Genomic DNA, 26,029 nt, shown 5'->3' with positions numbered 1-26,029 from the left:
CCCCGGCGGAGGCCGGGGCCGCTGCGTTTGACGCGAAACCCCTGTTGACGCGAAACCCCTGTTGACGCGAAACCTCTGTCGCGCGCAACTGCCTGGCGGCCCCGGCCTACGCCGGGGCGACGCCTAGATCTGCGTCGCCAGCAGATAGGTCTGCCGCAGCGTATCGATCGGCTTAAGCCCCTCGGGCGTCTCGTGATGCCAGAAGGTCCAGCCATTGCACGCCGGCGCCCCCTGCAACACCGAGCCGAGCTTATGGATCGACCCCGTCTGGTCGCCACTGATGACCGAGCCATCGGCGCGCACCGTGACACTGTAACGGCGCTTGGCATCGACCAGCACTGCGCCCGCGACCAGCATACCATTCTCGACGATCGTACCGAAGGCGACGCGCGGTGCGGCCTTGGGGCTCTGCATCGTCTTGAGGGCCGATTCATCGAGCGGCAGCGCCGCCGCGATGCGTTCTTCGGCCGCCGCGATATAGTTGCTCTCGCGCTCGATCCCGATCCAGTGCCGGCCGAGCCGCTTGGCGACAGCCCCCGTGGTGCCGGTACCGAAGAACGGATCGAGCACCACGTCGCCGGGCTTGGTGCACGCCAGCAAGATACGATAGATCAGCGCTTCGGGCTTCTGCGTCGGGTGAACCTTGACGCCGTCGCGCTTCAACCGCTCCTGCCCGCCGCAGGTGGGGAATTCCCAGTCGGAGCGCATCTGCAGCTCGTCATTGAGCGTCTTCATGCTGCGATAGTTGAAGGTGTAGCGCGACTTCTCGCCCATCGACGCCCAGATCAGCGTCTCGTGCGCGTTGGTGAAGCGCGTGCCCTTGAAATTGGGCATCGGGTTGGTCTTGCGCCAGACGATGTCGTTGAGGATCCAATAGCCCAGATCCTGGATCGCCGCGCCGACCTTGTAGATGTTGTGATACGATCCGATCACCCAGATCGCGCCATTGTCCTTGAGGATGCGCTTCGCCTCGGCGAGCCATTCGCGCGTGAACTTGTCATAGGCGCTGAGCGAATCGAACTTGTCCCATTCGTCGGTGACCGCATCGACATGGCTGCCATCGGGCCGCGACAGGTCGCCGCCGAGCTGGAGGTTGTAGGGCGGATCGGCAAAGATCAGGTCGACCGACTTGGCCGGCAGCGCGCGCATCGCAGCGATGCAATCGCCGCGCAGGATCTGGTCGAGCGGGAGCTGCACCGGTGCCTCGACCGCGCGCGGCGCTGCCGTCCTAATCTTCTCCAAAACCCCCATCGTCGTCGTCCCTTCGTGTGTGACGGGCATCCCTGCCAGCAACGAGACTCGCGTCAAGCGAACATTGGTTAACGAAAACCTCTGCCAAAAGGTTAATTTGTTGGAACATTTCGGGAAATGATCCAGATATTGAGTCCGCACTTATCCACAGGCGCAACCGCTGGGGTGTGACGCAAAAGACTCGGGCGATGCTATTTCCGCGGCGATTTCGCGCGCGCCGCGTCGATCACCGCGTCGACCTCAGCGACGACGCGCTCTGGCTTGATTCGGTGGATGTAATGCGAGGTGCCATCGACGATGCGGTTGGTGCCGATCGTCGACAGCGCAGCCAACCGATCATGCTCCGCCCCCCAGATCGCGGCCATGCGTGGCAATTCGGCGCGCGCGGCGACCAGATCGGGCGGCAGGTCCGGGCCATCCGACGCGGTCAGCACGCGCAGCGGCATCGCGCCATAGCGTCGGTGCGGATCGACCATCATCGCGCTGCTACGGTCGAACGATTCGCTCAGCGAGACCTGCGTGGCGAAGCGCCTTGGATCATAACTGAGCGCGGTAATCGTAGCACTAAGAAGCGGCGAAAAATCCGCCGGATACTTAACGCAGCGCCCGATCTCGGTCGAACTGTGATCGGGCTTGGCGACCAGGTCGGCACAATGCCGCATCGCGCGCAGGCCGCCCGCTTCATATTCGGCACCGGCAGCGGTAAAGCCCGGAAGCTCGCGCGCGAACCGCGCGCCCTGGTCGGGGAAGCTCGGATCGACCAACACCATCCCGACGACCTGAACGCGGTGCCGGTCGGCGAAGCGCAGCGTCTCATACGCGCCCATCGAATGACCGACCAGCACATAGGGCCCAGTGATCCGCCCGCGCCGCAGCGCCGCTTCAAGATCGGCGACGGTGGCATCGACGGTTTGCGGTGCCTTGCTCGGGCTGCTCAGCCCGAACCCGGCGCGGTCCCAGGCGCACACACGACTATGCTTTGCGATATCCGGCTGGACCAAGCCCCACGAGACGCCCCAATCGCCCAGGCCCGCGGTCAGGATCACCGTCGGACTGCCAGTGCCCATGCAGGTGAGGTGAATCGTCCGCCCGTCCGTCAGACGGATCGAATACGCCGCGCTGGCATAGGCGTCGAGCGCCGGGTTCGTTGCCGGTTTGGGAGCAGGAACTTGCGCACCGGCGCTGGAACCCAGCAGCAGGAGCGCGCTCATGAGGATGTGACTGAGGCGCTTCATCTGGACCCTCCGATGCCTGAGGCTAGCCCAGCGCGTGCAACAGATCGCACGCCGCCGCAACGGGTGCGAAGCTGCGCCGATGCAGCGGACACGGCCCGTGTTCGCGCAACGCTCGCAGATGATCGGGCGCGCCATAGCCCTTGTTGCTGTGCCAGCCATAGTGCGGATAGGTCTCGGCATAACCGAGCATCAGCGTGTCGCGCGTGTGCTTGGCGATGATCGACGCAGCGGCGATCGACAGGCTGATCGCGTCGCCCTTCACGATCGGGGTGGCAGCGAAGCCCCATTTGGGCAGCCGGTTGCCATCGACCAGCACGTGACCCGGCGCGCAGCCGAGCGCTTCCACCGCCAGCGTCATCGCCTTCATCGTCGCCCAGTAGATGTTGAGCGTGTCGATTTCGTCCGCCTCGACAATGCCGATACCGACCAGCGCGCAGCCATGCAGGCGGTCGTGCAGCCGCGCGCGTTCGGCGGCGGGCAGCTTCTTTGAATCGTTGATGCCGCGCGGGATGCCCTTGGCCGGCAAAATGACGGCGGCAGCCACGACCGGCCCGGCGAGCGGCCCGCGCCCGGCTTCATCCACGCCCGCTACGGGAGCGAGGCAGAGCTTTTCGTGTTTGAGGCTGGGCATGGTCAGCCCTCCAGTTCTTCGAACGGATTAACCCCGAGCGAATGCCCCATCGGCCCATGACCCTGACCGAGGCCAGGCGCTGAAATCAACGCGATGCGCACGAATCGAACGGCTTGGCGAAAGGCCGCTGATATATCGAGACCTTGTGCCAGCCCGCACGCCAGCGCGCTGGCGAAGGTGCAACCGGTGCCGTGGGTGTCGTCGGTATCGATGCGTTTCGCTTCGAGCCGATCGATTTCACCGGTCGGCGACAGCAAACGATCGACGATCCAATGTCCGTCGGAATGACCACCCTTGGCGACCAAGTGGCAACCATGCGCTAGCACCGCCCCCTCACCGCCAAGCGCTGCCAGTTCGGGCAGATTGGGCGTTACCACAGAAGCGAGCCTCATCAGCCGCTCGAACGCCGCAATCGTCTCCGCATCGGCCAGCACATCGCCACTGGTCGCGACCATGACGGGATCGAAAACGATCGGCACGTCGAGCTTTTCCAACACATCCGCCACCGCATGCGCGGTCGCCGCCGATCCGATCATCCCGATCTTCACCGCATCGACGCCGATATCCGACACGCACGATTCGATCTGCGCGATCACCATGTCGGTCGGCACTGGCAGCACGGCCTGAACGCCGAGCGTATTCTGCGCGGTGATCGCCGTGATCGCGGTCATCGCATGGCCGCCGAGCATCGTCACCGTCTTGATGTCGGCCTGGATCCCGGCGCCACCGCCCGAATCCGAACCGGCGATGATCAGGATGCGCGGCGTGGCAGCGCGGCTCATTGCGGCCGCTTGAAGCGCCGCACGGTCGATGCGGGGTGCCGCTCGAGCAAATCATCGACGCGCGCGGGGCGATCCATCAGCTCGCCGCCGCAATTGGGGCAACGGTCGTCGGCCTTTTCGGCGCATTGCGCGCAAAAGGTGCATTCGAACGAACAGATGAAAGCCCCCGCCTCATCGGCCGGGAGATCGGTGCCGCACCGTTCGCAATCGGGGCGCATTTCGAGCATCGTGTCTTCCTTTTCCCCTCGGCCTCTCCTGACCCCCCCGCTTGCGGGAGGGGTTAGGGAAGGGGCTGGCCTAGCAAAGAGGCAGCATCGCATGCCGCACTGCCCTCCCCCAGCCCCTCCCGCAAGCGGGAGGGGAGCAGAAAGTCGGGGGAGAGCTTTCAGCCAGCCGCGACGCGCACCGCTTCGCAGATCCGATCGACCACCGCTTCGACCTGCGCGGGGTCGTCGCCTTCGGCCATCACGCGGATCACCGGTTCGGTGCCCGACGGACGGATCACCAGCCGCCCCCTGCCCTTCAGCTCGACCTCGGCCTGCGCGATCACCGCCTTGACCGCCGCGTCGTCGAGCGGCTTGCCACCCGCAAAGCGCACGTTCTTGAGCAATTGCGGCAGCGGCTCGAAGCGATGCAACAGCTCGCTCGCCGGTGCGCCCGCCCAGGCGAGCTCGGCGAGGATCTGCAGCGCCGCCACCAAGCCATCGCCGGTCGTCGCATAATCCGACAGGATGATGTGCCCCGACTGCTCGCCGCCGACATTGTACCCCTGCGCGCGCATCGCCTCGAGCACGTGGCGATCGCCCACGCTCGTGCGCACCATGCCGATACCCTGCGCCGCAAGGTGCCGCTCGAGCCCGAGGTTCGACATCACCGTCGCGACCAGCCCGCCATTCTTCAACCGCCCGCTGCGCGCCCAGCCACTTGCGATCGTCGCCATCAGCTGGTCGCCATCGACGACATGGCCCTTTTCATCGACCACGATCAGCCGATCGGCATCGCCGTCGAGCGCAATGCCGAGGTGCGCGCCCGTCTTCACGACGGTCTCGCACAGCAGCGTCGGCGCGGTCGAGCCGACCCCGTCATTGATGTTCTTGCCGTTCGGCGTGACACCGATCGCGACGACCTCGGCCCCCAGCTCCCACAAGGCGGTCGGCGCGACACGGTACGCCGCGCCATTGGCGCAATCGACGACGATCTTCATCCCGTCGAGACGCATATTCTCGGGGAAGGTCGATTTGGCGAAATGGATATAGCGCCCCTGCGCATCGTCGACACGCCGTGCGCGACCGATTTCGGGGGCGGGCGAAAGATCGATGTCGCCGTCGATCAACGCCTCGATCGCGAGTTCGTCGGAGTCCGAAAGCTTGTAGCCATCGGGCCCGAACAGCTTGATGCCGTTGTCGAAATACGGGTTGTGGCTCGCCGAGATCATCACGCCGAGATCGGCGCGCATCGACTGCGTCAGCATCGCGACGGCGGGCGTCGGCATCGGCCCGAGCAGCACGACGTCCATCCCGACCGAGGTGAATCCCGCGACCATCGCCGATTCGAGCATGTACCCCGACAGCCGCGTATCCTTGCCGATCACGACGCGGTGGCGGTGATCCCCGCGCCGGAAGTGCGCGCCCGCGGCCATCCCGACCTTCATCGCCATCGCCGCGGTCATCGGCGTTGTGTTGGTAAGCCCACGAATCCCATCGGTGCCGAAATATTTTCTTGCCATGCGCGCGCGTCCATTCGGTTATGCGGGTTCCTCTTTGGGGCGTTCGACCGCGTCCCGCAATGACAAGGGCGAGCATGTCGGCGAAGTTGAACACCCCATCGACCCGGATTTTGCTGTCGCTCGTGGCCGGGCTCGCGCTCGGCACCGCGCTCGCAGCAGGGCTGCCGGGCGCCGTCCCGACCGTCACGGCGATTGCCGGACCGATCGGTTCTGCGTGGCTCAACGGCTTGCAGATGACGGTCATTCCGCTCGTCTTCGCGCTGCTCGTCACCGGGATCGCCGAGACGACAGCGGCGGCGCAAAGCGGTGCGATCGCCGCGCGCTCGATCGCGATCATCCTCGTCGTGATGATCTCGAGCGCGGTCGCCTCGGCGATCCTCACGCCGCTGTTCCTCCGCATCGTGCCGATGCCCGCTGCATCGGCCAAGGCGCTGCGGGGTGCGCTGGTCGATGCAGCGCCCGCCGGCCCGGTGCCGCCGCTCGGGGAATTCCTCGCCGGCATGGTGCCGAGCAACGTCGTCGCCGCTGCTGCCAACGGCGCGTTCCTCTCGCTGATCCTGTTCGCGCTTGTCTTCGCCTTTGCGCTCACCAAGATCGATCGCACCGGCCGCGACATCCTGACGAGCTTCTTCGCGGCGATCCGCGATGCGATGCTGGTGATGATCGGCTGGATCATCTGGATCGCGCCGATCGGCGTCTTCGCGCTTGCGCTGAGCGTTGCAGCCAAGACCGGCACCGCCGCGGTCGGCGCGCTGTTCCATTACGTCGCGACGGTCTCGGCCGTCGGAATCGTCGTCAGCCTGTTCGCGCTACCGCTCGCGGTGTGGGGCGGACGGATCGCGCTTGGCCGCTTCCTGCGGGGCTCGGCACCCGTGCTCGCGGTCGCGCTCAGCACGCAAAGCTCGCTCGCCAGCCTTCCCGCGATGCTGCGCAGTACCGAGGCGCTGGGCGTTCCCGTCGCCACCTCGGGCGTGGTCCTGCCGCTGGCCGTCGCGATGCTGCGTGCGACCGGGCCGGCGATGAACCTCGCGGTGGCGATCTATGTCGCGGCGTGGTTCGGCGTGCCGCTGACCTTCGCGACGCTCAGCGCGGCGACCGCGATCGCGGTGCTCACCTCGCTCGGGTCGGTCAGCTTGCCGGGGCAAGTGAGCTTCATCAGCGCGATCGCGCCGCTCGCGGTGACGCTCGGCGTGCCGGTCGCGCCGCTCGGGCTGCTCGTCGCGGTCGAGACGATGCCCGATATCTTCCGCACGCTCGGCAACGTCATCTTCGACATGGCGGTCACGCTGACGGTGGCGGCGCGGAGCACCGCCGCGCCAGAAACCGCTGCCGATGCGCTGCTGCGCGATCCCGCCTAGCGGCGCAGCATGGCTTTCTTGAGCCGGGCGTGCGCCGACGCCTTGATCTGGCACACCCGCGCCGCGCCGACACCGATCACCGAGCCGATGTCCTCGAGGTTGAACTCCTCGACATAATACAGCTGGATGACCAGCGCCTCGCGCTCTGGCAGGCTGGCGATCGCGGCGATCAGCGTGTCACGCTCCTGCTCGTCGGAGAGGTGGGCGAACGCGTCGGGCTCCTCGCTCGCGAACCACGGGCCCTCGTCCGAATACACATCGTCGATCGGCTCCATGCGCACCGGCTGGGCATTGGCGTAATCGAGCCGGAGCTTCTCGGGCGTCACGCCGATCCGCGCGGCGACGAGCGCCGCCTCGGGCGCATGGCCGAGTTCGGTGGTCAGCATCGCGACGGTTTCGGCATACAGGCGTTTCCTTTGCATTGCGCCGCGCGTGATCGTCGCGCTGCGGCGCAGCGCGTCGATCATCGCGCCGCGCACGCGCGTGGCGAGATATTGTTCGAAGGTCACTTGCCCGCGATCCTCGAACGCAGCGGCCGCTTCGACCAGCGCGACCATCCCGGTCTGAACGAGATCCTCGACCTCGACCGCCGACGACATGCTGCCATGGATATGCCGCGCGATCCGCCGGACGAGCGGGAGATGCTTGCGCGCCAGCACGTTCATGTCGGGCGCGGCGGTGCGGCCATAGACCAGCGGCTGGGCGTCGGCGAAAAGCGCGGGGTTGGGCTGTGCGGTCATGCTGGGAGCGCTCCGGCTGCGCCGATAACGGCGACGACTTCGACCGATTTGTCCTCGGGGACTTCGAAGAAGCTCATCACCGGGATATCGGGCAGGCAGGTCTTGACGAGCTTGCGGATCGCGACGCGGATCGCGGGCTGGACGACGAGCGCGAATGGCTTGGCTTCGTTGATCAGCGGCTGCGCGGCGTTCTGCAGCGCATCGACGATGCGGCGGCCGAGATCGGGCTCGATCGTATGGCGCTTCGATGGATCGCCGCGCATCGCCTGGCCGAGCAGCCCTTCGAGCTGCCCCTCGAGCGTCATCACGCGCAGCGGCTCGCGCACGCCGCACAGCTTGCCGATGATCAGCCCGCCGAGCGCCGGGCGGATCATCTCGATGATCTCGTCGGCATCGAGCGTCTTCTGTGCCGCGACCGCGATCGCGGCGGCGATGCGGCGGAATTCCTTGAGCGGCACGTTCTCTGCCAACAGCCCGCGCAGCACCTGGGTGAGCGTGGTGAGCGGCAGCGGATTGGGCGAGAGCGACGCGACCAGGTTCGCCGCGCGCTCCTTGAGCCCGTCGAGCAGCGCCTGGACTTCGTCGGGGCCCAGCAGTTCGGAGGCATGGACGCCGAGCTGATGGTTGAGATGCGTCGCCATCACCGTGCCCGGATCGACCACGAGATAGCCGGCACCTGTCGCGGCATCGGCGTCGCTCGGCGCGATCCACACCGCGTCGAGCCCGAAGGTCGGATCCTTGGCGCGCTTGCCCATCAGCCCACCGACCGCCTGGCCGGTATCGAGCGCGAGCATCTCGTCGGGCGAGACGCTATCCTCGCCGACGACGACGCCGCCGACGATGATGCGATAGGCGAACGGCGCGAGGTTGATGTCGTCGCGGACGCGGACCTGCGGGATGACGAAGCCCATGTCCTTCGACAGCTGGCGCCGCACGCCGGTGATCCGCCCCATCAGCGGCGCACCGCGGCGCTCGTCGACCAGCGGCACCAGGCCGTAGCCGATGTCGAGATTGACCTGCATCGTGTCGGCGACTTCGTCCCAGCCGATCTTCGAATAATCGATCGGCTCGGCCGGCACGATCTCGACCGGCGCGGGGCGGCGCGAGGCCTGGCGCATCTTCCACGCGGCGAAACCGGCGAGGCCAGCGGCGGGCAGGATGATGAGGTGCGGCATCCCCGGCATCACGCCGAGCAGCCCGAGGATGATCGCGACCGGGGTCCAAGTCCGCGCCGAGCCGAACTGGCTGCCGATCTGGCCCGCGAGATCCATCGTCGACTGGACGCGGGTGACGATCGCGGCAGCGGCGATCGACAGCATCAGCGACGGGATTTGGGCCACGAGCGCATCGCCGATCGCGAGCAGCACGTAATTGTGCGCCGCGGCCGCGATCGTCATGCCGTGGCTGACGGGACCCAGGATCAACCCGCCGACGATGTTTGCGGCGAGGATCAGCAGGCCAGCGACCGCGTCGCCTTTCACGAATTTCGACGAACCGTCCATCGAGCCGTAGAAATCGGCCTCGGTCGCGACTTCGACGCGGCGCAGCTTGGCTTCCTCCGGCGTGATCAACCCGGCGTTGAGATCGGCGTCGATCGCCATCTGCTTGCCCGGCAGCGCGTCGAGCGTGAAGCGCGCCGACACTTCGGACACGCGACCCGCGCCCTTGGTGACGACGATCATGTTGATGATCACGAGGATCGCGAAGACGAACAAGCCGACGACATAATCGCCGCCGATCAGGAAGGTGCCGAACGCCTCGATCACATGGCCAGCGGCGCTCTCGCCCTCATGCCCGTGGACCAGCACGACGCGCGTGGAGGCGACGTTGAGGCTGAGACGGAACAGCGTCGCGAACAGCAGGACGGTCGGAAAGGCCGAGAAATCGAGCGGCTTTTGGGCGTTGAGGCTGACCATCAGCACCGCGAGGCTGATCGTGATGTTCATGATGAAGAACACGTCGAGCATCGCCGCCGGGATCGGCACGACCATCAGCACGACGAGCAACAGGATCGCGACGGGGAGCGCTGCCGAACGCAGCAGCGGCAGGATCCCGCCCGCCTTTCCGGCGGGAGCTGTCAGAGCAATCGCCACTTAGTTACGCCCCCATCTGCGCGAGCAACATGTACGCGAGCCGCGCGTTCGCCGGCGTCGGACGGAGCAAGCTGGCGGCTGAGTTCGATGCCATCTGCGTCGTCGAGCTGCCCATCGCGCCGCCCAAGCGCTCGAGCGTCGACTGCGCCCAGATCGTCGCGTCCGAGGTCGAGGTTTCGGCGTTGCCGGGGATGACGTCGGCGCCCCACGAACCAAGCCGCGTCGCGGCAAGGCCCGACGTTGCGGGTGCGCTGGCGCCCTCGATGCTCTTGCCGAGCTTGGCCGAGAAGCGGCTGTAAATGTCGGAGAGCGATCGCGCGCTGCCATCGGAATTGAAGAACACGCCGCGATTTGCGCGTGCGGCGACGGGGAACATCGCCGCGCCGCTCTTGTCGGGATTGGCCTGCATCGTCGTCAGGAACGAGCGCGCGCCGCCGAGACCGAGGAAATGCGCCATGTAGAGATCGGTGCCGGTCGCGGTTCGCCCGGTCGCGCTTTCGAGCGCATCCTTATTGTCGCTGGCATGTTCGGCCGCCATTAGCGACGCCGCCGCCGGATCGTTGCGCAGCGCGAGGATCGCGCGCTTCATCGTCGGATCGGAGACCGTGGCATGCCCGCCGGCACCCGTCGTAATCGCGTTGGCGGCCCAGGCGAGGCCGTTCTCGGCGCCGTGCGCTTTCACGACGCGCAACCAGCTTTGGTCGACGAACTGGTACAGCCCGCGCGCACTCGACGTCCCGGCCTTGGCCGAGGCATTCAGTCCGCTCTCGAGCTTGGCTTGCCCCAGCAGATAGTTGAAGTCGATGCCGGTCTTCTGACTGGCATTGGCGATGGCGTTGCGGATCGCACCGCCAGCGCCGGTCGCATCGACCGCCCCGTTCAGAATGGAAAGTGGATTGAAAGGCATCGGACCCCTGCTTGCGCGTCTTCACGGCAAGCACAGCAAGGGTCGTGCCAAGATGCTTAATCAGGCGTAAGCGGCGAGCCCCATGCCGGGGCGATAGACCGTTCCGGGGCCCGACCCGGTCGCGACACCGGCAGACCCGGTCAAGGTTTGCAGGCGGCGGCGAACATTTGCCGCCATCAGATTGACGTAGATCCGGCAGGTTTCGTTCAAGCGATGCGCTTCCTCGGCAAGCGCGCGCAGGTCGTCGCCGGCGGGCGCCTGGCCGAATGCGGCAACCGCCTCGATCGCGGCGAGCTTGTCGGCGGTCGCGCGCTCGAGCGCGGCGACGTCGTTGACCTTCAACGCACCGATCTCGGCATGGAGCGCTTCGATCACGCCGATCAGCGCGTCGCGCCGCGTCGGGACGCTCATTTGTTCGGGCTCCAATACAGTTTCAAAGCGAGCATCCGGTCGGCAATCGTTTCAGGGGAGATCGGGTACGTTCCGTTGCGCACCGCACGGCGGACTTCGTCGACGCGCTCGGTCTCGGCGGCGCTTGGCTTGCCGAAGTCGAAGGCGATCGCCGACAGCTCGCGCTGCTGGGCCACCGCGTCGCTCCGCCGCTCGACCGTCGCCGCGGGCTTTGCTGCAGCGGCTACCGGCACGACCAGCCGGTCGTGCGGTGTGACTGCCTTGGATCCGATTGCATCTACCATGTCTGCACCTTCGCGGTTCTCGCTGACATAGAGAGGAACGACCGATGCGCGCGGACCTTAAGAAAAGATTTCGCGCTTTTTTGGCGGTGCCGCTTATTCGGTCCAGCCCGGCAGCGTCGCGCGGCCGCTGTCGATCGCGACCGCCTGGATCGGTGCCTTGGCGGCGTCGATCTTGACGAGGAAGCGCCCGCCCGCGACGGCATCGCCGACCGCGATGCCGTCGCGCGTGATCGAGAAGCCGCGCGACCCCGCACTGATCGTCACCGGATCGCCGCGCTTGATGACATAAACGGGGCGCGCCGCGCTGACTTCGCTTGGCGTCAGGACGAGCGGCGCGGCACCCTTGGGCGCCGCCACGGGCAGCTTCATCGGCACATACATCCGCCATTCGGGCCCGGTGCACGTCACGACGACGGCATCATGCACCTCGGAGCGCCACGCCAGCGACACCATCGGACAGGCGGCCAGCTTCAGTCGGCTGTCGATCGGCGTGCGCGCGCCCCCTTCGTCGCCAATGCCGTGCCCGGCAAAGGCGGTCACGGCGCGGTCGAGCGCGGTGGTATCCTGGAAGGCCCGCGGCGCTGTCGCGGCGAGCGGCGCGGCGACGGCGAGCAAGAGCAAGGGGAGACGACGAATCATCGCGGGGTCCTTTGAGGCGGCAAATTGGGGTTGCCGGGCGGCAAGCGCGTGCCGGCCCCGGCAAAGCCGGTGGAGACAGTCACCGATCGGCCCAGCGGTCGCGCGGTGGAGACGATCGTGAGGCGATCGGCGGGAACGGCATGCGCGACGAGCAGCAGCGTCGCCACCGCGCGCGCGCGATCGGCGGCGAGCATCGCGCCGCTCCCGGTGACGGGGTCGACATCGCCAGGCGAGCCATCGACCGCTCCGGCGATCCGCAAGGTCACCCGGCGGTCGCGCGTTGCCTCGCGCGCCCAGGCAATCAGCGCATCGGGCGACTGCGTCGCCACTGCCGAGCCCGGCGCAAAGCCGCGCAACGCGCCGACCGACACCGCGATCGGATCGGCGGGCTCGGTCCGCGCGCTGTCGCGCACGCCGAACCCCTCGCGCAGGCCCTTGGCGAGCGCATGCCGGTCGAGCGTCTGGCTCGCCTGGAGAAACACGAAGAAGCCGATCAGCAGCAGCGCCAGATCGGCGAGCGTCATCAGCCACACCGGCCGGCTCGAACCGAGCTCGGGCAGCGCATCCTCGAAGGCAGCTGCGGTCATGCGACTTCCATCAGCGCGGCACCGCGCGGACGCTCGCGCGCGGCGAGCGCGATCAGCGGCGGATCAAGCCGCAACCGCTCGATCGCCTCGTCGCGCGCCTGGCGGCGCAACCGCGCGGCGATCGGCGCAAGCATGAGATTGGCGAGCACCGCGCCATAAAGCGTGGCGAGCAAGGCGACCGCCATCGCCGCGCCGATCGCGGCGGGATCCTGCATCTTCACGAACATGCCGACGAGGCCGATCAGCGTGCCGACCATGCCCATCGCCGGTGCGGTCTCGGCCGCGCCCGACCAAAGTTCTGCGGACGCTACGGCGCGTTCGGTGCGCGCACGGCGGCGCTGGCGGAGCAGTTCGGCGACATCCTCGGGCGTCGCGCCGTCGACGATCGCGGCGACCGCGGCGGCGATGTCGGGGTCGGCGATGACGGAGCGGTCGAGCGCCATCACGCCGTGGCGCTTGGCGATGCGGCCGAAGGCAGCGATCTGGTCGAGCAAAGGGTCGGCATCGAACCGCGCCCCGGCAAGTGACCCGAGCGCGGCAAACCCGCCCGCCAAGTCGCGCGCCGGCGTGCGCAGCACCATCGCCGTGAGCGTCCCCCCACCGACGATGGCGAAAGCGAGCGGATCGAGAAAGGGGGCAAGGAGCGCTGTCATCGCGGGAGTCACTGCAAGGCGCGGGCCAGTTTCACCCCCGCGTCGCCCCGGCGCAGGCCGGGGCCGCCATGGAACCGCGCACGGCGTCACCCGCGCGCTACGCCGGCTCTCTCATGTCGCAGCGGCCCCGGCCTGCGCCGGGGCGACGACCGGCAATCGCATTGCCGCCCTCCGGCAAGCGTTTGCCGCCCGCTCCCGCCGAATGCCGCATTTCACGCCCATACTCCATTTGGCACGCCCCTTGCTGATACCCCTTCGCGCAATAAGGCGCTGGAGACGGGCGATGCCCAACGACAGTTTGTTCGGAGTACATGGGTCAGCCCTCGAAGTGCGTTCGCAGCGCATGGGCGTACTCGCGTCGAACATCGCCAACGCTTCGACCCCGGGCTTCAAGGCGCAGGACGTCGATTTCCACACCGCGCTCGCCGCGGTCGAAAATGCCGGCGGCGGCAATGCGAGCATCACCGGCGCGCTGCAATATCGCGTGCCCTCGCAGCCTTCGCTCGATGGCAACACCGTCGAGCTCGCGACCGAGCAGACCGCCTTTGCCGAGAACGCCGTCGCCTATCAGACGACGCTTTCCTTCCTCAACGGGCGGATCAGCCAGATCACCCGTGCACTGCGAGGCGAATAGAATGGCCGATCCTCTCACGATCTTCCAGGTCGCCGGGCGCGCAATGTCCGCGCAGCTCGTGCGGATGAACACGACCGCGTCGAACCTCGCCAATGCCGGTTCGGTCACGACCAGCGCAGAGACCGCCTACCGCACGATCAAACCGATCTTCCGCACGCAGTACGACAAGGCCTCGGGCCTCGCGACGGTCAACGTCGAAAGCATCGTCACCGCCGGCGAGACGCCGTCGAAGCATTACGATCCGTCGCATCCGCTCGCCGACAAGGACGGCAACGTCTGGGAATCGGCGGTCGATGAAACGCGCGAACTGGTCGACATGATGGAGACCTCGCGCACCTACCAGAACAATGTCGAGGTCATGCAGACGGCGAAATCGCTGATCCTCGATACCCTCAAGATGGGACGCTAACATGGCCAGCACCTTCGATTCCACGCTCTCCAGCCTCGGCATCAGCGCGACGAAGTCGACTTCGGCCGCAGCGGCCACCGCCAAGTCGACCTCGCTTGGCACGTCGGATTTCCTCAAGCTGCTCACCGCGCAGCTGCAGAACCAGGACCCCTTCTCGCCGACCGACAACAGCCAGATGGTCGCGCAGCTCGCGCAGATCACCAGCACCTCGGGCATCGCCGACATGGGCACGACCTTGAAGGCGATCCAGACCAAGCTCGGCGCCACCAGCACCGCCGACGCGCTGTCCTATGTCGGCAAGACGATCCTCACCGAAGGCAGCACCGCCTACGGCCGGACCAGCGGCGGCATCGCCGGCGCGGCCGAGATCGACGGTGATGCGAGCGCAGTCCGCGTCGCGATCAAGGATGCCAACGGCCAGTTGCTCAACACGCTCGACCTCGGCGCGCAGAAGGCCGGCACGATCAATTACGACTGGGACGGCAAGACCGCGAGCGGCACCGACGCCGGCGCCGGCCCCTTCACCGTCTCGGTCAGCGCGAGCAGCGCCAGCGGCAGCGTCGCCGGCCGCAATCTGGTGTGGGCGCCGGTCTCCACCGTCTCGGTTCCCGCCACTGGCAGCCCGACGCTCACCGTCCCCGGTGTCGGCCAGGTCGCGCTGAGTGCGGTTCGCCAAGTCGGCTGACGCCCTTCCCCCGCTTTCTTCCCAGATTTTCAGGAGCCCGCCATGTCCTTCTACACCTCGCTCAGCGGCCTGCAGGCCGCGCAGACCGAACTCTCGACCGTCAGCCACAACCTCGCCAACGTCTCGACCGACGGCTTCAAAAAGAGCCGCACCAATTTCGCCGACGTGATCGCCTCGAGCATCGCGACCGATCCGACCAAGCTCGTCGGGTCGGGCGTGGTCGTCAAAGCGAACCAGCAGCAATTCACGGAGGGTAATCTCAAGACCACCGGCGGCGCGCTCGATCTCACGGTGACCGGCGACGGCTTCTTCACGGTCAAGACCGCCGGGCTCAATCCCACCACCGCCTATACCCGCAACGGCGGCTTCAAGGTCGATCCAGCGACGCACAACATCGTCGACGCGCAAGGGTCGGCGCTGCTCGGCTATCCGGTCGATGCCAAGGGCAACGCCACCGCAACGGGCGCGGCGGGGCTGAGCGCGCTCAACCTGGCCGAGACGAGCGGCACCCCGGTGGCGACCGGCAAGGTCGCGCTCGGCGTCAATCTCTATGCCGCCGCGAGCGTGCCGTCCGCAACGTTCAGCCCGACCAACGCCGCGAGCTACAACAGCACGACGACGTCGACGATCTACGATTCGTCGGGCAAGGCGAGCACGCTCACGAACTATTACGTCAAGACCGCGGACAATGCCTGGACGGTGCACAGCTTTGCCGGCGACAAGGAATTGACCGTCGGCGGATCGACCGCGGGAACGCCCGTGACGTTCGGCAGCGACGGCAAGCTCACCGCGCCGACCGCGGCGATCGCCTATGACGCCTTCATGCCCGGCACCGGCGGCGTCTCGCAGACGCTGACGGTCGATCTGGCGGGTTCGACGCAAGCCTCGACGGCGTTCGCGGTCAATACGCGCAGCGTCGACGGGTCTTCGGTCGGCATGCTCGCCGGCGTGGCGGTCGATACGCAGGGCATCGTCTCGGCCAATTATTCGAACGGCGACACCGTCGCGCTCGGCAAGGTCGCGCTCGCCAATTTCGCCGATCCAACGGGCCTTCGCCAGATGGGCAACAGCTATTGGTCGGCAAGCGGCGTTTCGGGCCAGGCGACGCTCGGCGCCGCCAACGAGAACGGCTTCGGCTCGATGCTGTCGGGCACGCTCGAGGGGTCGAACGTCGATATCACCGAGGAACTGGTCAATCTGATCGCGGCGCAGCGCAACTTCCAGGCCAACGCCAAGGCGCTCGATACTGCCAGCCAGATCTCGCAGACGATCATCCAGATTCAGGGCTGATCGGGAGGCGATTGGAGTAGCGCATGGACAAGCTGGTCTACACCGCGGCCTCGGGGCTCAAGGCGCATCTCGCGTCGCAGGCCGCGATCGCCAACAATATGGCGAACGCCTCGACGATCGGTTTTCGCGCCGATCGCGTCGTGTTCGACCGGCTGTCCTTGCAAGGCTCCGATTTCGACACGCGTACGCCCGCGTCGGCCGAAGTGGTCGATGCCGATCGCAAGGCCGGCACGATCCAGCAGACCGGGCGTCCGCTCGACGTCGCGGTGGCGAGCGACAGCTGGCTGACCGTCCAGGCGACCGACGGGACCGAAGCCTATACGCGCCGCGGGGATCTGGAAATCGCGCCTTCGGGCGTGCTCCAGACCGGCGACGGCTTCCCGGTGATCGGGTCGGGGGGCCCGATCACCATCCCGCCGGCACAAAGCGTCAGTATCTCGCAGAGCGGCGAGATCTCGATCATTCCGATCGGCGGCGACATCAAGAATCCGCAAGTGATCGACACGCTCAAGATCGCCAGCGCCAAGGGGTCGGACACCGTCAAGGGCACCGACAATCTGCTCTACGTGCGCGGCGGCGGCGTGCTCCCCGCCGATGTCGACGCGAAGATCGAGAGCGGCGCGCTCGAGGGATCGAACGTCAACATGACTCAGGCGCTGGTCGACATGATCGAGAACCAGCGCAGCTACGAGGTCCAGGCCAATCTGATGAAGTCGGCCAAGGACATGGATGAATCCAGCGCATCGCTGATGCGGCTGCCAAGCTGAAGAAGGAATAGACCATGGGTAGTGCAGCCATGCAGATCGCGCGGACTGGGATCGATGCCCAGGACATGCGCATGCGCGTCATCTCGAACAACCTCGCGAACGTGAACACCACGGCGTACAAGAAGGACCGCGCCGCGTTCGAGACGCTCGCCTACCAAACGGTGACCGCGCCCGGAGCGCCGAGCTCTTCGGAATCGAAATACGCGACGGGGCTCAACCTCGGCACCGGCGTCAAGATCCAGGGCACCGCGCGGATCGATACGCAAGGGTCGTTCCAGCAGACCAACAACAGCCTCGACATGGCGCTCGACGGCGACGGCTATTTCCAGGTCCAGCTGCCCGGCGGCACGCTCGGCTACACCCGCGCGGGCAATTTCTCGCGCAGCCCCGAGGGCCTGCTGGTGACGAGCGAGGGCTATCAAGTCCAGCCCGGCATCACGATCCCCGAAGGCGCGACCGCGATCACCGTCGGCACCGACGGCACCGTCTCGGCAACCGTCCCCGGCCAGTCGGCCTCGACCCAGCTCGGGCAGATCCAGGTCGCGAGCTTCCCCAATGCCGCGGGCCTGCTGTCGAAGGGCGACAATTACCTCGCCGAGACTTCGGCGTCAGGTGCGGCCAATCTCGGCATCGCGGGCCAGGAAGGCCGCGGCAACATCCGCCAGGGGCAGCTCGAAGGATCGAACGTCAATGTCGTCGAGGAGCTGGTCGACATGATCGAGACGCAGCGCGCGTATGAGGTGAATTCGAAAATGATCACCGCGACCGACGAGATGCTGAAATATGTTAACCAAAATCTGTGATGGTTAACACCATGGCATCCTTCTCACTCCGAATCGCCTGCGTCCTGACGCTCGCCCTCGTGCCGACGGTCGCACAAGCGAACCTGTTCGGCGGCAAGAAGAAGCCCCCGGTCGATTTCTCGGCGGCACTCCCCGCAGCCGAGCCCGAGGCGCCGCTGGTGGCGAACGGGTCGATCTTCCAGGCGAGCACTGGCTATGCCGCGCTCTACGAAGGCACGCGCGCGCGCCGCGTCGGCGATCCGCTGACGATCGTGCTGGTCGAGGCGACCGCTGCCTCCAAATCCGCCAATTCAAAGCTCGGCTCGAGCGGCGGCCTCAGCCTGATCCCGCCGACAACCGGCCGGCTCGCGCTGTTCCAGGGCACCGACGTGTCGATGAGCGGGTCGCGCAATTTCAACGGCAGCGGTGCCGCCGACCAGTCGAACAGCCTGTCGGGCGAAGTCAGCGTGACGGTGAGCAAGGTGCTCTCGAACGGCACGATGCTCGTCCAAGGGCAGAAGCGCGTCACGCTCAACCGCGGCGACGAGTTCGTCCAGATCAAGGGGCTGGTCCGCTCCGCCGATATCGACGCCAACAACCGCATTCCCTCGACGCGCGTCGCCGACGCGCAGATCGCCTATACCGGCAAGGGCGACGTGGCGCGCGCGAGCCGCCAGGGCTGGCTGAGCCGCTTCTTCTCGGTGGTGAGCCCGTTCTGATGACCCTTTCGCGCGCCCTCCCCCCCGTCACCCCCGCGAAAGCGGGGGTCCCGCTCCCCCTTCGGACCGCGGGCAAGAAGCGGGACTCCCGCTTTCGCGGGGGTGACGGCTGGAAGCTGGTGCTCGCTTTCCTTTTCGCCGTGCTGTTTGCCACCCCCGCCTCGGCCGACCGGATCAAGGATCTCGGCGGCTTCCAGGGTATCCGCACCAACCAGCTGACCGGCTACGGCATCGTCGTCGGCCTTCCCGGCACGGGCGACGACAATCTCGAATACACCATCCAGTCGATGAAGGCGGTCGCCTCGCGCTTCGGGCTGCAATTGCCCGCAAACGTCAACCCCGGCCTCAAGAACGCCGCCGTCGTGATGATCACCGCCGATCTGCCGCCCTTTGCCAAGCCCGGCCAGAAGCTCGACATCACCGTCGCCTCGATGGGCAAGGCCAAGTCCTTGCGCGGCGGCGCGCTGATCATGACCCCGCTGCTCGGCGCCGATAACCAGATCTATGCAATGGCGCAGGGCAATCTCGCCGTCGGTGGCCTCGGTGCCGAGGGCAAGGACGGTTCGACGATCGTCGTCAACATCCCCTCGGCGGGACGCATCCCCGAAGGCGCGACGGTCGAGCGCGCCGTCGCGACCGGGTTCGAGAACACGCCCACCCTGACCTTCAACCTCGCACGCGCCGATTTCACGACGGCGCAGAACGTCGCCGGCGCGATCAATTCGCGGCTCGGCGCGGGCACCGCGCAGGCGACCGATGCCGTCTCGGTCGCGGTCCGCGCGCCGGTGGGCGGCGACATCCGCGCAACGCTGATGAGCGAGATCGAGAACCTCGACGTCGTCTCGGCCGAACCCTCGGCAAAAGTAATTGTTAATGCCCGGACGGGAACGGTCGTTATCAACTCTGCGGTCCGCGTCGGCACCGCCGCGGTGACACACGGTAAGCTGACGGTGCGGATCGACGAAACCGAAAAGGTCAGCCAGCCCTTGCCGTTCAGCCAGGGCCAGACCGCCAAGCAGCAAAAGTCCGCAGTTGCGGTCGACGAGGAAAAGCACCCGATGTTCCTGCTCGAGCCCGGCCCCAAGCTGTCCGACGTGGTCAAGGCGGTCAATGCGATCGGCGCCTCGCCGGCCGATCTGGTCGCGATCCTCGAAGCGCTCAAGGAAGCCGGCGCGCTCAAGGCCGAGTTGATCGTGCTATGAGCGACGTTCCCGCCATCACCCCGATCCCGGGCCCGACGACAGGCATCAGCGTCGACACCAGCCGCTTGCAGAGCCGCGCCAATCTCGAGGCCGCCGGCAAGAAGTTCGAAGCGGTGTTCACCGGCATGATGGTCAAGTCGATGCGGTCGACGCATCTCGCCGAGGATGGCCTGTTCGGCTCGAAGGGCATGGATACCTTCAAGGAAATGCAGGACACGCAAGTCGCGCAGAACATGGCCGAGCATGCGCCGCTCGGCATCGGCAAGGCGATGACCGCGTTCCTCGCCAAGTCGCAGGCCGCCCTGCAGCCCGCCGCCGAGCCGCCGGCTGAGGGCAAGACGCCGTGAGCGACCTGCTCAGCATCGGCGCGAGCGGGGTGAAGGCGTATCAGACCGCGCTCACCACCGTATCCGAGAATATCGCGAATGCCGCGACGCCGGGCTATGCCAAGCGGACCGCGGATTTGCGCGAAGTCGCGCCCGCACTCGGCATCGCGAGCGGCGGCAAGATCGCGGTCGGGCAAGGCGTCATCGCCGCCGGAATTACGCGCTCGGCCGACTCGCTGCGCGCCGCCGACGTGCGCAACGCCAGCGCCGATCTCGCGCGGACCGACACCAGCGTCGAATGGCTCGGCCGCATCCAGAGCGCGCTGACCGGCAACCAGGTCGGCGAGCAGATCACCGGCTTCTTCAATTCGGCCAAGACCGTCGCCGCCGATCCCACCGCATCGGCGCCGCGCGCAGCGATGCTCGAACAGGCCAAGACCGTCGCCGCCAGTTTCACTGCAACGGGCAACGCGCTCGACAGCCTCGACGCCGATCTCGATACGACCGCGACGCAGGCGGTGACGACACTGACCGCGCTCGGCACCGCCCTCGCCAAGGTCAATGACGGGCTTGGCCGCGTACAACCCGGCTCGAACGGCGCGGCGCAACTCGCCGACCAACGCGATTCGATTCTCAATCAAATGAGTGCGATCAGCGATCTCTCGGTTTCGACCGACTCGGCCGGGCGCGCGAGCGTGAAGCTCGGCAACGGCGGCGGCCCGACGCTCGTCGCGGGCAACCAGTCGGCAAGCGTTGGCTTTGCGCGTGGCAGCGACGGGACCGTCGCCTTCACCGTTCAAGCCGCCGACGGCGTGGCGCCGGTGACCTCGTCGGGCGGCGCGCTTGCAGGCGTGGTCGAGGCCGCAGCGCGGATCGCCGATGCCCGCATCCAGCTCGGTGGGATCGCCAGCGCCTTCACCAGCGAAGTCAACGCCGTCCAGGCGGAAGGCAGCGACCTTACGGGCACTGCCGGCGCAGCGCTGTTCGCGACCGGCAGCAGCGCGACCGACATCACCGTCGCACTCACCGACCCGAACGGCATCGCCGCCGCCGCCAAGGGCGCGAGCCCGCGCGACAACAGCAACCTCGCCAATCTCGCCACGTTGCGCACCACCGGCGCGTTCGAGACCAAGGCTACCGCGCTCGTCTCGAGCAACGCCGCCACGCTCGCCAGCCGCCAGCAAGTCGCGACAGCGCAAGGGTCGATCCGCGACAATGCAATTGCCGCGCGCGACGCCGTATCGGGGGTCAATCTCGACAGCGAAGCGGTCGACCTGCTGCGCTTTCAGCAAGCCTATTCGGCGTCGAGCCGCGTGATCCAGGTCGCGCGCGACACGCTCCAGTCGATCCTCGACATCCGCTAGGACCCGCCATGCAGATCGGCACCAGCCAATTCTACGACACCGGAGCGTCGCAGCTGTCGAAGCTGTCGGCCAAGGCCGATACGCTCAACACGCAGATCGCGTCGACCAAGAAGTTCACCGATCCGTCCGCCGACGTGGTCGCGTACAACCGCCTTTCCACGATCAAACAAGCGACCGCCGACAGCAAGGCCTATGCCAGCAACGTGAGCATGGCGACATCGCTGCTGCAGCAGTCGGATTCGACGCTGAGCGCGATCGGCACCCAACTCCAGCAGGCGGCCGAGCTTACCACGCGAGCCGCGAACGGCACGCTCAACGACACCGACCGCAAGGCGATCGCGATCCAGCTGCAGAGCATCCGCGACGATCTCGTCAATCTGGCTGGAACAAAGGATGCGCGCGGCCAGCCGCTGTTCGGCGCGGCGACTGGAACCAATGCGTTGACCCAGGCCGCCGACGGCACGGTCAGCTTCGGCGGCACGGGCGAAGTCTCGGCGATCCCGATCGCCGACGGCACCAATATCCAGGCGACCGACAGCGCGCAGCGCGTGTTCGGCAACATCCCGACGAGCGGCGGCGGCACGACCGATGCGTTTGCGGTGCTCGCGAACTTCATCTCGGCGCTCAACGCGGGCGGCGACATTTCGAGTGCTGCGGGCACGGCGGCCGATGGACTCAAGGGCGCGATGACGCAGGTCAACGCGGTCCAGGGCTCGGTCGGCGCGCGCGCGGCGCGGCTCGACATCGTCTCGACGCAGTCGACCGACGCCGCCAGCGCGCGCGAGCTCGATCGCTCGGCGCTCGAGGATACCGACCTGTCGAGCGCGATCGCCGAACTGCAGAAGACGATGACGGTGCTTTCGGCAACGCAAGCAAGCTTCACCAAGCTCGGCTCGCTCTCGCTGTTCGATTACCTGAAATAAGCCGGTCTTCCGCCGGGAGCGCAAGCGATCGGCGCGGCTTGCCCCGCTCCTGAGGGCGATGGGGGTAAAACAAACCTTCGTTGGTTAACTGGTTGAACACCAATCCCCGCTAAGCCGTCATCATAGTCCGCAGGTCCACCCGACCCGCGTCAGCCAGGGGCCACCGCCACTCATGTTTCCGGTCATCGGCATAGTCGTTCTTCTCGTGATGATCTTCGGCGGTTTCGCGATCACCGGCGGCGCGCTCGGCCCCGTGATGGAGGCCATCCCGCACGAGATGCTGATCATCGGCGGCGCCGCAGTCGGCGCGCTCATCATCGGCAATTCGATGAAGGAGCTGAAGGCGCTCGGCGGCGGGTTGATGAAGGTCTTCAAGGGCCCGAAATACAAGAAGCAGGATTATCTCGACGTCATCTTCCTCGTGTCGAAGTTGATGAAGATGCTGCGCACCGAAGGCCCGATCGCGCTCGAACCGCATGTCGAGGATCCGGCTTCCTCCGCAGTGTTCGCCGAATATCCGCGGCTGCTGTCGGATCATGCGCTGACCAACCTGATCGCCGATACGCTCCGGCTCGTCGTCGTGTCGTCGGGCACGCTCGACGTCCATGCCGTCGAGGATGTGATGGACAACATGATCAAGACCCACCACCACGAGGTCGAGGGCCCGCAAGGCACGATCGCGACGCTCGCCGACGCGCTCCCCGCGCTCGGCATCGTCGCGGCGGTGCTCGGCGTGGTCAAGACGATGGGCTCGATCGACAAGCCGCCGGCGATCCTCGGTGCGATGATCGGCTCGGCGCTGGTCGGCACCTTCATGGGCGTTCTGCTCGCCTACGGCATCGTCGCGCCGCTCGCCAATCGCCTCAAGCAAGTGCTCGATGCCGATGGCGCGATCTACCATGTCGTCAAGCAGATCATCATCGCCTCGCTCCACGGCCACCCGCAGCCGCTCGTCATCGAAGCAGCGCGCTCCGGCATCGCGCATTCGAACCAACCCGGCTTCGCCGAGGTGTTCGACGGGTTGCGGGGGCGGTAATCGTGACGGATCTAACGCGAAGCCGCGAAGGCGCGGAAAAGGTTGGGCTCCCGCAGAGACGCGGAGACGCGGCGGCGTCGCACGTCGTTGCTTCGGCAGCGCAGCACCATTGCCGTGCGGAAGACGACAGCATGCTGACGCGCGCGCATCCTGCGTTGCGCGACCTGCGCGCTCTGCGCTGCCGCGCAAACGCCTCCTTCTTCCTCCGCGTCTCCGCGGTTCCACGTGGCTCCTCTTCGCTTCGCGCCTTCGCGCCGTCGCCTGAGACCCTTCCGACAGGCCGACGCTGATGGCCGCCGCCCGCGCCCCGCACGGCGCCAACGTGCCGCCCAAGATCATCTACAAGAAGATCTATATCGAGGGTCATGGCGGCCATCACGGCGGCGCGTGGAAGGTCGCCTATGCCGATTTCGTGACGGCGATGATGGCATTCTTCCTGCTGATGTGGCTGCTCGGTGCGACCAACGAAAAGCAGCGCAAGGCGCTCGCCGATTATTTCTCGCCGACGCTCGTCCAGATGAAGGAAAACAGCGCGGGCTCGAACGGCATCTTCGGTGGCGATTCGATGACGTCGAAGGACAATTACGCACACCGCGCCTCGCAGACCGGCACGCGCTCGATGACGATCCCGGTCGAGGCGATCGGCGGCGACCAGGTCGGCACCGGGCAGAAGGGCACGCTCAAGGACAAGGCGCTGACGACCGAGGATCGCAAGAATTTCGAGGCGATGAAGCACGCCATGACCAAGTCGATGGCGACCAACCCAGCCCTCGCGCGCCTCTCGAACCATGTCCGCTTCGTCAAGACCAATGACGGGATGCGAATCGATCTGCTCGACGATGCCGATTACTCGATGTTCGATCTCGGCACGACGCAACTCGATCCGCGCGCGTCGGCGCTGCTCGGAATGATTGCCAAATCGATCAAGGGCACCGACAACCCGATCATGATCCGCGGGCACACCGACAATCTGGGCTATGGCGATCCGCTCGCGATGAACAATTGGATGCTGTCGAGCGCGCGCGCCGAAGCGACGCGGCGCCGGCTCGCCGCGGGTGGGTTGCCCGACACGCGGTTCAACCGGATCGAGGGCGTCGCCGACCGCGAGCCGATGATCAAGGACAATCCCTCCGATCCGCGCAACCGCCGCGTCGCGATCACCTTGCTCTACCGAGTGACTGCTTTCGGGCAGTGATGCCGCGCAGGACCCAGATCGAGCGCTGGACCAGATGGAGCGTCCAGGCGGCGCTGGGGCTGCTGCTGCTCTACGGGCTCAGTTCGATCCCCGATCTGAACGCGCGATGGGGCATCACCGTCGCTTCGATCGGCGCGGTCGCCGGCTGGATCGCCCTCGCCGCAACCGGGTTCGACATCCTGCGCGAGCGCCCCGGCATCGGGCCGCTCGCCGCGCTGGCGACGACGCTGGTGGTGGTCCGCAGCGTCTTCGCGTTGCTTGCCGTCGGGCGCACATCGACCGGCGACCCCAACGCCTATCTCAATCTCGCCAAGGGCCTGCTCGCTGGCCACGGGCTGGTGATCCACGATCCGTTCTTCGGCTCGGCGTGGCGCGCGCTGTTTCCCCCGCTCTATCCGCTGCTGCTGGCAGGCTGGGGCGCGGTTTTCGGGTTCGACACGGCCGCTGTGTTGACGCTCGGCACGCTGACCGATGGTGCGACGGCATGGCTGCTGTTCGTCCTGGGGTCCCGGCTCGGCAGTGCGGTGGCCGGACGCCGCGCCGCCTGGCTCTATCTGATCTGGCCGTCGGTGCTGTTTTCGGCGCCGCTTGCACAGAAGGAGTCGCTGTGCGCGCTGCTCGTCCTCTTGCTGGCGCTCGCCTGGATCGATCGCCGCGCGGGCTGGCGCGGTGCGCTCGCGCTCGGGGTTCCGGCCGGGTTGCTCGCGCTGACGCAGCCGGGCGAGGCGCCGCTCGCCGCTGTGTTCGGGTTGGTGCTCGTCGGCCGGATCGGGCTGTGGCCGATGCTGCGCACGGGACTGCAAGGCGGCGTGGTCGCAGCGGTGGTGCTGGTGCCGTGGTGGGTGCGCAACTGGGCAGTGTTCCACGCTTTCGTCCCGCTCACCACCGCGAGCGGCGCGAGCCTGTGGATTGGCAACAATCCCGATGCGACGGGCAATTGGCAACCGCCGCCGCCCGCCCTCAAGGGGATCCCCGAGCTCGCTTACGGCAAGCGCATCGGCGCGATCGCGGTCGAGTGGATCCGTACGCATCCGGTCGGCTTCGTCCGGCTGACGCTGACCAAATTCGTCCGCGCGTCGGGCATTGCGCAGTTCGGCGTGACGCGGCTCGTCGCGATGGGTCCGCCGGTGCCACGCGTGCTCGCCGCCGCCCTGTGGCCGCTGTCGATGCTCGCGCATCTCGCCTTGCTCGGCGGCGCGGCGTTCAAGCTCGGACCGCGCCTGCCCTTCACGCTCGTGCTGCTGATCGCCGCCTGCGGGCTCCAATTGCTGCTGTTCGGCGTGTGGTTCGAATTCGGGGAACGCCACCGCGAATTCGTCACGCCGTTCCTGCTGCTCGCTTTATGCTGGTCGTTCGCGGCGCCAGCGGTTGAGAAAGCGCCTGCGACCCCCTAGCTTGGG

29 protein-coding genes are annotated in these 26,029 nt (G+C 66.9%); 15 read left to right on the top strand and 14 right to left on the bottom strand.

Going from position 1 to position 26,029, the window contains the following annotated elements:
• Positions 1–123: 123 nt before the first annotated feature.
• The 6 genes from ABIB28_RS10915 to glmM all read right to left on the bottom strand — a co-directional run bounded on the left by ABIB28_RS10915 (position 124) and on the right by glmM (position 5,625).
• Positions 124–1,251: a site-specific DNA-methyltransferase gene (locus ABIB28_RS10915; protein WP_354288318.1), complete on the bottom strand. Its 1,128-nt coding sequence runs from the start codon at positions 1,249–1,251 to the stop codon at positions 124–126.
• 191 nt (positions 1,252–1,442) lie between these two features.
• Positions 1,443–2,486 (bottom strand): alpha/beta fold hydrolase, encoded by a 1,044-nt coding sequence (locus ABIB28_RS10910; protein ID WP_354288144.1) that lies wholly within the window; start codon positions 2,484–2,486, stop codon positions 1,443–1,445.
• A gap of 22 nt (positions 2,487–2,508) precedes the next feature.
• A complete protein-coding gene (gene rnhB, locus ABIB28_RS10905) occupies positions 2,509–3,117 on the bottom strand; it encodes a ribonuclease HII (RefSeq protein ID WP_354288143.1) in 609 nt (202 codons plus the stop codon).
• Between the two features lie 2 nt (positions 3,118–3,119).
• Positions 3,120–3,899: a bifunctional hydroxymethylpyrimidine kinase/phosphomethylpyrimidine kinase gene (thiD, locus tag ABIB28_RS10900; RefSeq protein ID WP_133191640.1), complete on the bottom strand. Its 780-nt coding sequence runs from the start codon at positions 3,897–3,899 to the stop codon at positions 3,120–3,122.
• On the bottom strand, positions 3,896–4,126 hold the full coding sequence (locus ABIB28_RS10895) for a DUF1272 domain-containing protein (RefSeq protein WP_133191639.1): 231 nt from the start codon (positions 4,124–4,126) through the stop codon (positions 3,896–3,898). Before ABIB28_RS10895 ends, thiD begins: the two co-directional genes overlap by 4 nt.
• 158 nt (positions 4,127–4,284) lie before the next feature.
• The gene (gene glmM / locus ABIB28_RS10890) at positions 4,285–5,625 is read right to left on the bottom strand and encodes a phosphoglucosamine mutase (protein WP_354288142.1); all 1,341 of its coding nucleotides are present in this window, start codon (positions 5,623–5,625) and stop codon (positions 4,285–4,287) included.
• A gap of 74 nt (positions 5,626–5,699) precedes the next feature.
• On the opposite strand from glmM, the gene ABIB28_RS10885 reads away from it, so the two are divergent.
• Entirely contained in the window at positions 5,700–6,983 is a 1,284-nt protein-coding gene (locus tag ABIB28_RS10885) for a dicarboxylate/amino acid:cation symporter (RefSeq protein ID WP_354288141.1), read from the top strand.
• Here the strand turns inward: ABIB28_RS10885 and ABIB28_RS10880 are convergent.
• From ABIB28_RS10880 to ABIB28_RS10845, 8 genes are all read right to left on the bottom strand, one after another.
• Complete coding sequence (locus tag ABIB28_RS10880) at positions 6,980–7,723, bottom strand: sigma-70 family RNA polymerase sigma factor (protein ID WP_354288140.1); 744 nt, start codon at positions 7,721–7,723, stop codon at positions 6,980–6,982. The two genes, ABIB28_RS10885 and ABIB28_RS10880, sit on opposite strands and share 4 nt — an antisense overlap.
• Positions 7,720–9,771, bottom strand: a complete 2,052-nt coding sequence (gene flhA, locus ABIB28_RS10875; protein WP_133192176.1) for a flagellar biosynthesis protein FlhA — start codon at positions 9,769–9,771, stop codon at positions 7,720–7,722. The genes ABIB28_RS10880 and flhA overlap by 4 nt, the downstream gene beginning before the upstream one ends.
• Positions 9,772–9,820: 49 nt before the next feature.
• Positions 9,821–10,723, bottom strand: a complete 903-nt coding sequence (locus tag ABIB28_RS10870) for a lytic transglycosylase domain-containing protein (RefSeq protein WP_354288139.1) — start codon at positions 10,721–10,723, stop codon at positions 9,821–9,823.
• A 60-nt stretch (positions 10,724–10,783) separates the two neighbouring features.
• A complete protein-coding gene (locus ABIB28_RS10865) occupies positions 10,784–11,134 on the bottom strand; it encodes a flagellar protein FlgN (RefSeq protein WP_354288138.1) in 351 nt (116 codons plus the stop codon).
• Complete coding sequence (locus ABIB28_RS10860) at positions 11,131–11,418, bottom strand: flagellar biosynthesis anti-sigma factor FlgM (protein WP_133191633.1); 288 nt, start codon at positions 11,416–11,418, stop codon at positions 11,131–11,133. Before ABIB28_RS10860 ends, ABIB28_RS10865 begins: the two co-directional genes overlap by 4 nt.
• A gap of 93 nt (positions 11,419–11,511) precedes the next feature.
• A complete protein-coding gene (locus ABIB28_RS10855) occupies positions 11,512–12,057 on the bottom strand; it encodes a flagella basal body P-ring formation protein FlgA (protein ID WP_206365609.1) in 546 nt (181 codons plus the stop codon).
• The gene (locus ABIB28_RS10850; protein ID WP_354288137.1) at positions 12,054–12,644 is read right to left on the bottom strand and encodes a flagellar motor protein MotB; all 591 of its coding nucleotides are present in this window, start codon (positions 12,642–12,644) and stop codon (positions 12,054–12,056) included. The genes ABIB28_RS10855 and ABIB28_RS10850 overlap by 4 nt, the downstream gene beginning before the upstream one ends.
• On the bottom strand, positions 12,641–13,297 hold the full coding sequence (locus ABIB28_RS10845; protein ID WP_354288136.1) for a MotA/TolQ/ExbB proton channel family protein: 657 nt from the start codon (positions 13,295–13,297) through the stop codon (positions 12,641–12,643). The genes ABIB28_RS10850 and ABIB28_RS10845 overlap by 4 nt, the downstream gene beginning before the upstream one ends.
• A 283-nt stretch (positions 13,298–13,580) precedes the next feature.
• Here ABIB28_RS10845 and flgB point away from each other — a divergent pair, with 283 nt between their 5' ends.
• From flgB to ABIB28_RS10775, 14 genes are all read left to right on the top strand, one after another.
• Complete coding sequence (gene flgB, locus ABIB28_RS10840; RefSeq protein ID WP_133191630.1) at positions 13,581–13,931, top strand: flagellar basal body rod protein FlgB; 351 nt, start codon at positions 13,581–13,583, stop codon at positions 13,929–13,931.
• 1 nt (position 13,932) lies between these two features.
• Positions 13,933–14,340, top strand: a complete 408-nt coding sequence (gene flgC / locus ABIB28_RS10835) for a flagellar basal body rod protein FlgC (protein WP_133191629.1) — start codon at positions 13,933–13,935, stop codon at positions 14,338–14,340.
• 1 nt (position 14,341) lies between these two features.
• Positions 14,342–15,025, top strand: a complete 684-nt coding sequence (locus ABIB28_RS10830; RefSeq protein WP_322160913.1) for a flagellar hook assembly protein FlgD — start codon at positions 14,342–14,344, stop codon at positions 15,023–15,025.
• A gap of 42 nt (positions 15,026–15,067) precedes the next feature.
• Positions 15,068–16,315 carry a flagellar hook protein FlgE gene (locus ABIB28_RS10825; protein WP_354288135.1) on the top strand — a complete coding sequence of 416 codons (1,248 nt, stop codon included), beginning with the start codon at positions 15,068–15,070 and terminating at the stop codon, positions 16,313–16,315.
• Between the two features lie 23 nt (positions 16,316–16,338).
• Positions 16,339–17,082, top strand: a complete 744-nt coding sequence (locus tag ABIB28_RS10820) for a flagellar basal body rod protein FlgF (RefSeq protein ID WP_189676999.1) — start codon at positions 16,339–16,341, stop codon at positions 17,080–17,082.
• Between the two features lie 14 nt (positions 17,083–17,096).
• Complete coding sequence (flgG, locus tag ABIB28_RS10815; protein ID WP_010184707.1) at positions 17,097–17,885, top strand: flagellar basal-body rod protein FlgG; 789 nt, start codon at positions 17,097–17,099, stop codon at positions 17,883–17,885.
• An 11-nt stretch (positions 17,886–17,896) separates the two neighbouring features.
• Complete coding sequence (locus ABIB28_RS10810; protein WP_354288134.1) at positions 17,897–18,583, top strand: flagellar basal body L-ring protein FlgH; 687 nt, start codon at positions 17,897–17,899, stop codon at positions 18,581–18,583.
• Between the two features lie 119 nt (positions 18,584–18,702).
• A complete protein-coding gene (locus ABIB28_RS10805) occupies positions 18,703–19,785 on the top strand; it encodes a flagellar basal body P-ring protein FlgI (protein WP_354288133.1) in 1,083 nt (360 codons plus the stop codon).
• Complete coding sequence (locus tag ABIB28_RS10800; protein ID WP_133191624.1) at positions 19,782–20,132, top strand: rod-binding protein; 351 nt, start codon at positions 19,782–19,784, stop codon at positions 20,130–20,132. The genes ABIB28_RS10805 and ABIB28_RS10800 overlap by 4 nt, the downstream gene beginning before the upstream one ends.
• Complete coding sequence (gene flgK, locus ABIB28_RS10795; RefSeq protein ID WP_354288132.1) at positions 20,129–21,475, top strand: flagellar hook-associated protein FlgK; 1,347 nt, start codon at positions 20,129–20,131, stop codon at positions 21,473–21,475. Before ABIB28_RS10800 ends, flgK begins: the two co-directional genes overlap by 4 nt.
• 8 nt (positions 21,476–21,483) lie before the next feature.
• Complete coding sequence (locus ABIB28_RS10790) at positions 21,484–22,398, top strand: flagellin N-terminal helical domain-containing protein (protein WP_354288131.1); 915 nt, start codon at positions 21,484–21,486, stop codon at positions 22,396–22,398.
• Positions 22,399–22,570: 172 nt separating this feature from the next.
• On the top strand, positions 22,571–23,434 hold the full coding sequence (gene motA / locus ABIB28_RS10785; protein WP_133191621.1) for a flagellar motor stator protein MotA: 864 nt from the start codon (positions 22,571–22,573) through the stop codon (positions 23,432–23,434).
• 289 nt (positions 23,435–23,723) lie between these two features.
• Positions 23,724–24,629: a flagellar motor protein MotB gene (locus ABIB28_RS10780; protein ID WP_189676995.1), complete on the top strand. Its 906-nt coding sequence runs from the start codon at positions 23,724–23,726 to the stop codon at positions 24,627–24,629.
• Positions 24,629–26,023 carry a glycosyltransferase gene (locus ABIB28_RS10775; protein ID WP_189676994.1) on the top strand — a complete coding sequence of 465 codons (1,395 nt, stop codon included), beginning with the start codon at positions 24,629–24,631 and terminating at the stop codon, positions 26,021–26,023. The genes ABIB28_RS10780 and ABIB28_RS10775 overlap by 1 nt, the downstream gene beginning before the upstream one ends.
• The last annotated feature ends 6 nt before the right edge of the window (positions 26,024–26,029 follow it).

The organism is Sphingomonas sp. UYEF23, from assembly GCF_040546165.1.
In the GTDB taxonomy this organism is placed as follows: domain Bacteria; phylum Pseudomonadota; class Alphaproteobacteria; order Sphingomonadales; family Sphingomonadaceae; genus Sphingomonas; species Sphingomonas glacialis.
This window is presented reverse-complemented; position numbering and strand designations above follow the sequence as displayed.

What these genes read in the sequence shown, in the direction of transcription:
- ABIB28_RS10915 (WP_354288318.1), bottom strand. Translation starts at nt 1,251, where the DNA reads ATGGGGGTTTTGGAGAAGATTAGGACGGCAGCGCCGCGCGCGGTCGAG.
- ABIB28_RS10910 (WP_354288144.1), bottom strand. Translation starts at nt 2,486, where the DNA reads ATGAAGCGCCTCAGTCACATCCTCATGAGCGCGCTCCTGCTGCTGGGT.
- rnhB (WP_354288143.1), bottom strand. Translation starts at nt 3,117, where the DNA reads ATGCCCAGCCTCAAACACGAAAAGCTCTGCCTCGCTCCCGTAGCGGGC.
- thiD (WP_133191640.1), bottom strand. Translation starts at nt 3,899, where the DNA reads ATGAGCCGCGCTGCCACGCCGCGCATCCTGATCATCGCCGGTTCGGAT.
- ABIB28_RS10895 (WP_133191639.1), bottom strand. Translation starts at nt 4,126, where the DNA reads ATGCTCGAAATGCGCCCCGATTGCGAACGGTGCGGCACCGATCTCCCG.
- glmM (WP_354288142.1), bottom strand. Translation starts at nt 5,625, where the DNA reads ATGGCAAGAAAATATTTCGGCACCGATGGGATTCGTGGGCTTACCAAC.
- ABIB28_RS10885 (WP_354288141.1), top strand. Translation starts at nt 5,700, where the DNA reads ATGTCGGCGAAGTTGAACACCCCATCGACCCGGATTTTGCTGTCGCTC.
- ABIB28_RS10880 (WP_354288140.1), bottom strand. Translation starts at nt 7,723, where the DNA reads ATGACCGCACAGCCCAACCCCGCGCTTTTCGCCGACGCCCAGCCGCTG.
- ABIB28_RS10870 (WP_354288139.1), bottom strand. Translation starts at nt 10,723, where the DNA reads ATGCCTTTCAATCCACTTTCCATTCTGAACGGGGCGGTCGATGCGACC.
- ABIB28_RS10865 (WP_354288138.1), bottom strand. Translation starts at nt 11,134, where the DNA reads ATGAGCGTCCCGACGCGGCGCGACGCGCTGATCGGCGTGATCGAAGCG.
- ABIB28_RS10860 (WP_133191633.1), bottom strand. Translation starts at nt 11,418, where the DNA reads ATGGTAGATGCAATCGGATCCAAGGCAGTCACACCGCACGACCGGCTG.
- ABIB28_RS10855 (WP_206365609.1), bottom strand. Translation starts at nt 12,057, where the DNA reads ATGATTCGTCGTCTCCCCTTGCTCTTGCTCGCCGTCGCCGCGCCGCTC.
- ABIB28_RS10850 (WP_354288137.1), bottom strand. Translation starts at nt 12,644, where the DNA reads ATGACCGCAGCTGCCTTCGAGGATGCGCTGCCCGAGCTCGGTTCGAGC.
- ABIB28_RS10845 (WP_354288136.1), bottom strand. Translation starts at nt 13,297, where the DNA reads ATGACAGCGCTCCTTGCCCCCTTTCTCGATCCGCTCGCTTTCGCCATC.
- flgB (WP_133191630.1), top strand. Translation starts at nt 13,581, where the DNA reads ATGCCCAACGACAGTTTGTTCGGAGTACATGGGTCAGCCCTCGAAGTG.
- flgC (WP_133191629.1), top strand. Translation starts at nt 13,933, where the DNA reads ATGGCCGATCCTCTCACGATCTTCCAGGTCGCCGGGCGCGCAATGTCC.
- ABIB28_RS10830 (WP_322160913.1), top strand. Translation starts at nt 14,342, where the DNA reads ATGGCCAGCACCTTCGATTCCACGCTCTCCAGCCTCGGCATCAGCGCG.
- ABIB28_RS10825 (WP_354288135.1), top strand. Translation starts at nt 15,068, where the DNA reads ATGTCCTTCTACACCTCGCTCAGCGGCCTGCAGGCCGCGCAGACCGAA.
- ABIB28_RS10820 (WP_189676999.1), top strand. Translation starts at nt 16,339, where the DNA reads ATGGACAAGCTGGTCTACACCGCGGCCTCGGGGCTCAAGGCGCATCTC.
- flgG (WP_010184707.1), top strand. Translation starts at nt 17,097, where the DNA reads ATGGGTAGTGCAGCCATGCAGATCGCGCGGACTGGGATCGATGCCCAG.
- ABIB28_RS10810 (WP_354288134.1), top strand. Translation starts at nt 17,897, where the DNA reads ATGGCATCCTTCTCACTCCGAATCGCCTGCGTCCTGACGCTCGCCCTC.
- ABIB28_RS10800 (WP_133191624.1), top strand. Translation starts at nt 19,782, where the DNA reads ATGAGCGACGTTCCCGCCATCACCCCGATCCCGGGCCCGACGACAGGC.
- ABIB28_RS10790 (WP_354288131.1), top strand. Translation starts at nt 21,484, where the DNA reads ATGCAGATCGGCACCAGCCAATTCTACGACACCGGAGCGTCGCAGCTG.
- motA (WP_133191621.1), top strand. Translation starts at nt 22,571, where the DNA reads ATGTTTCCGGTCATCGGCATAGTCGTTCTTCTCGTGATGATCTTCGGC.
- ABIB28_RS10780 (WP_189676995.1), top strand. Translation starts at nt 23,724, where the DNA reads ATGGCCGCCGCCCGCGCCCCGCACGGCGCCAACGTGCCGCCCAAGATC.
- ABIB28_RS10775 (WP_189676994.1), top strand. Translation starts at nt 24,629, where the DNA reads ATGCCGCGCAGGACCCAGATCGAGCGCTGGACCAGATGGAGCGTCCAG.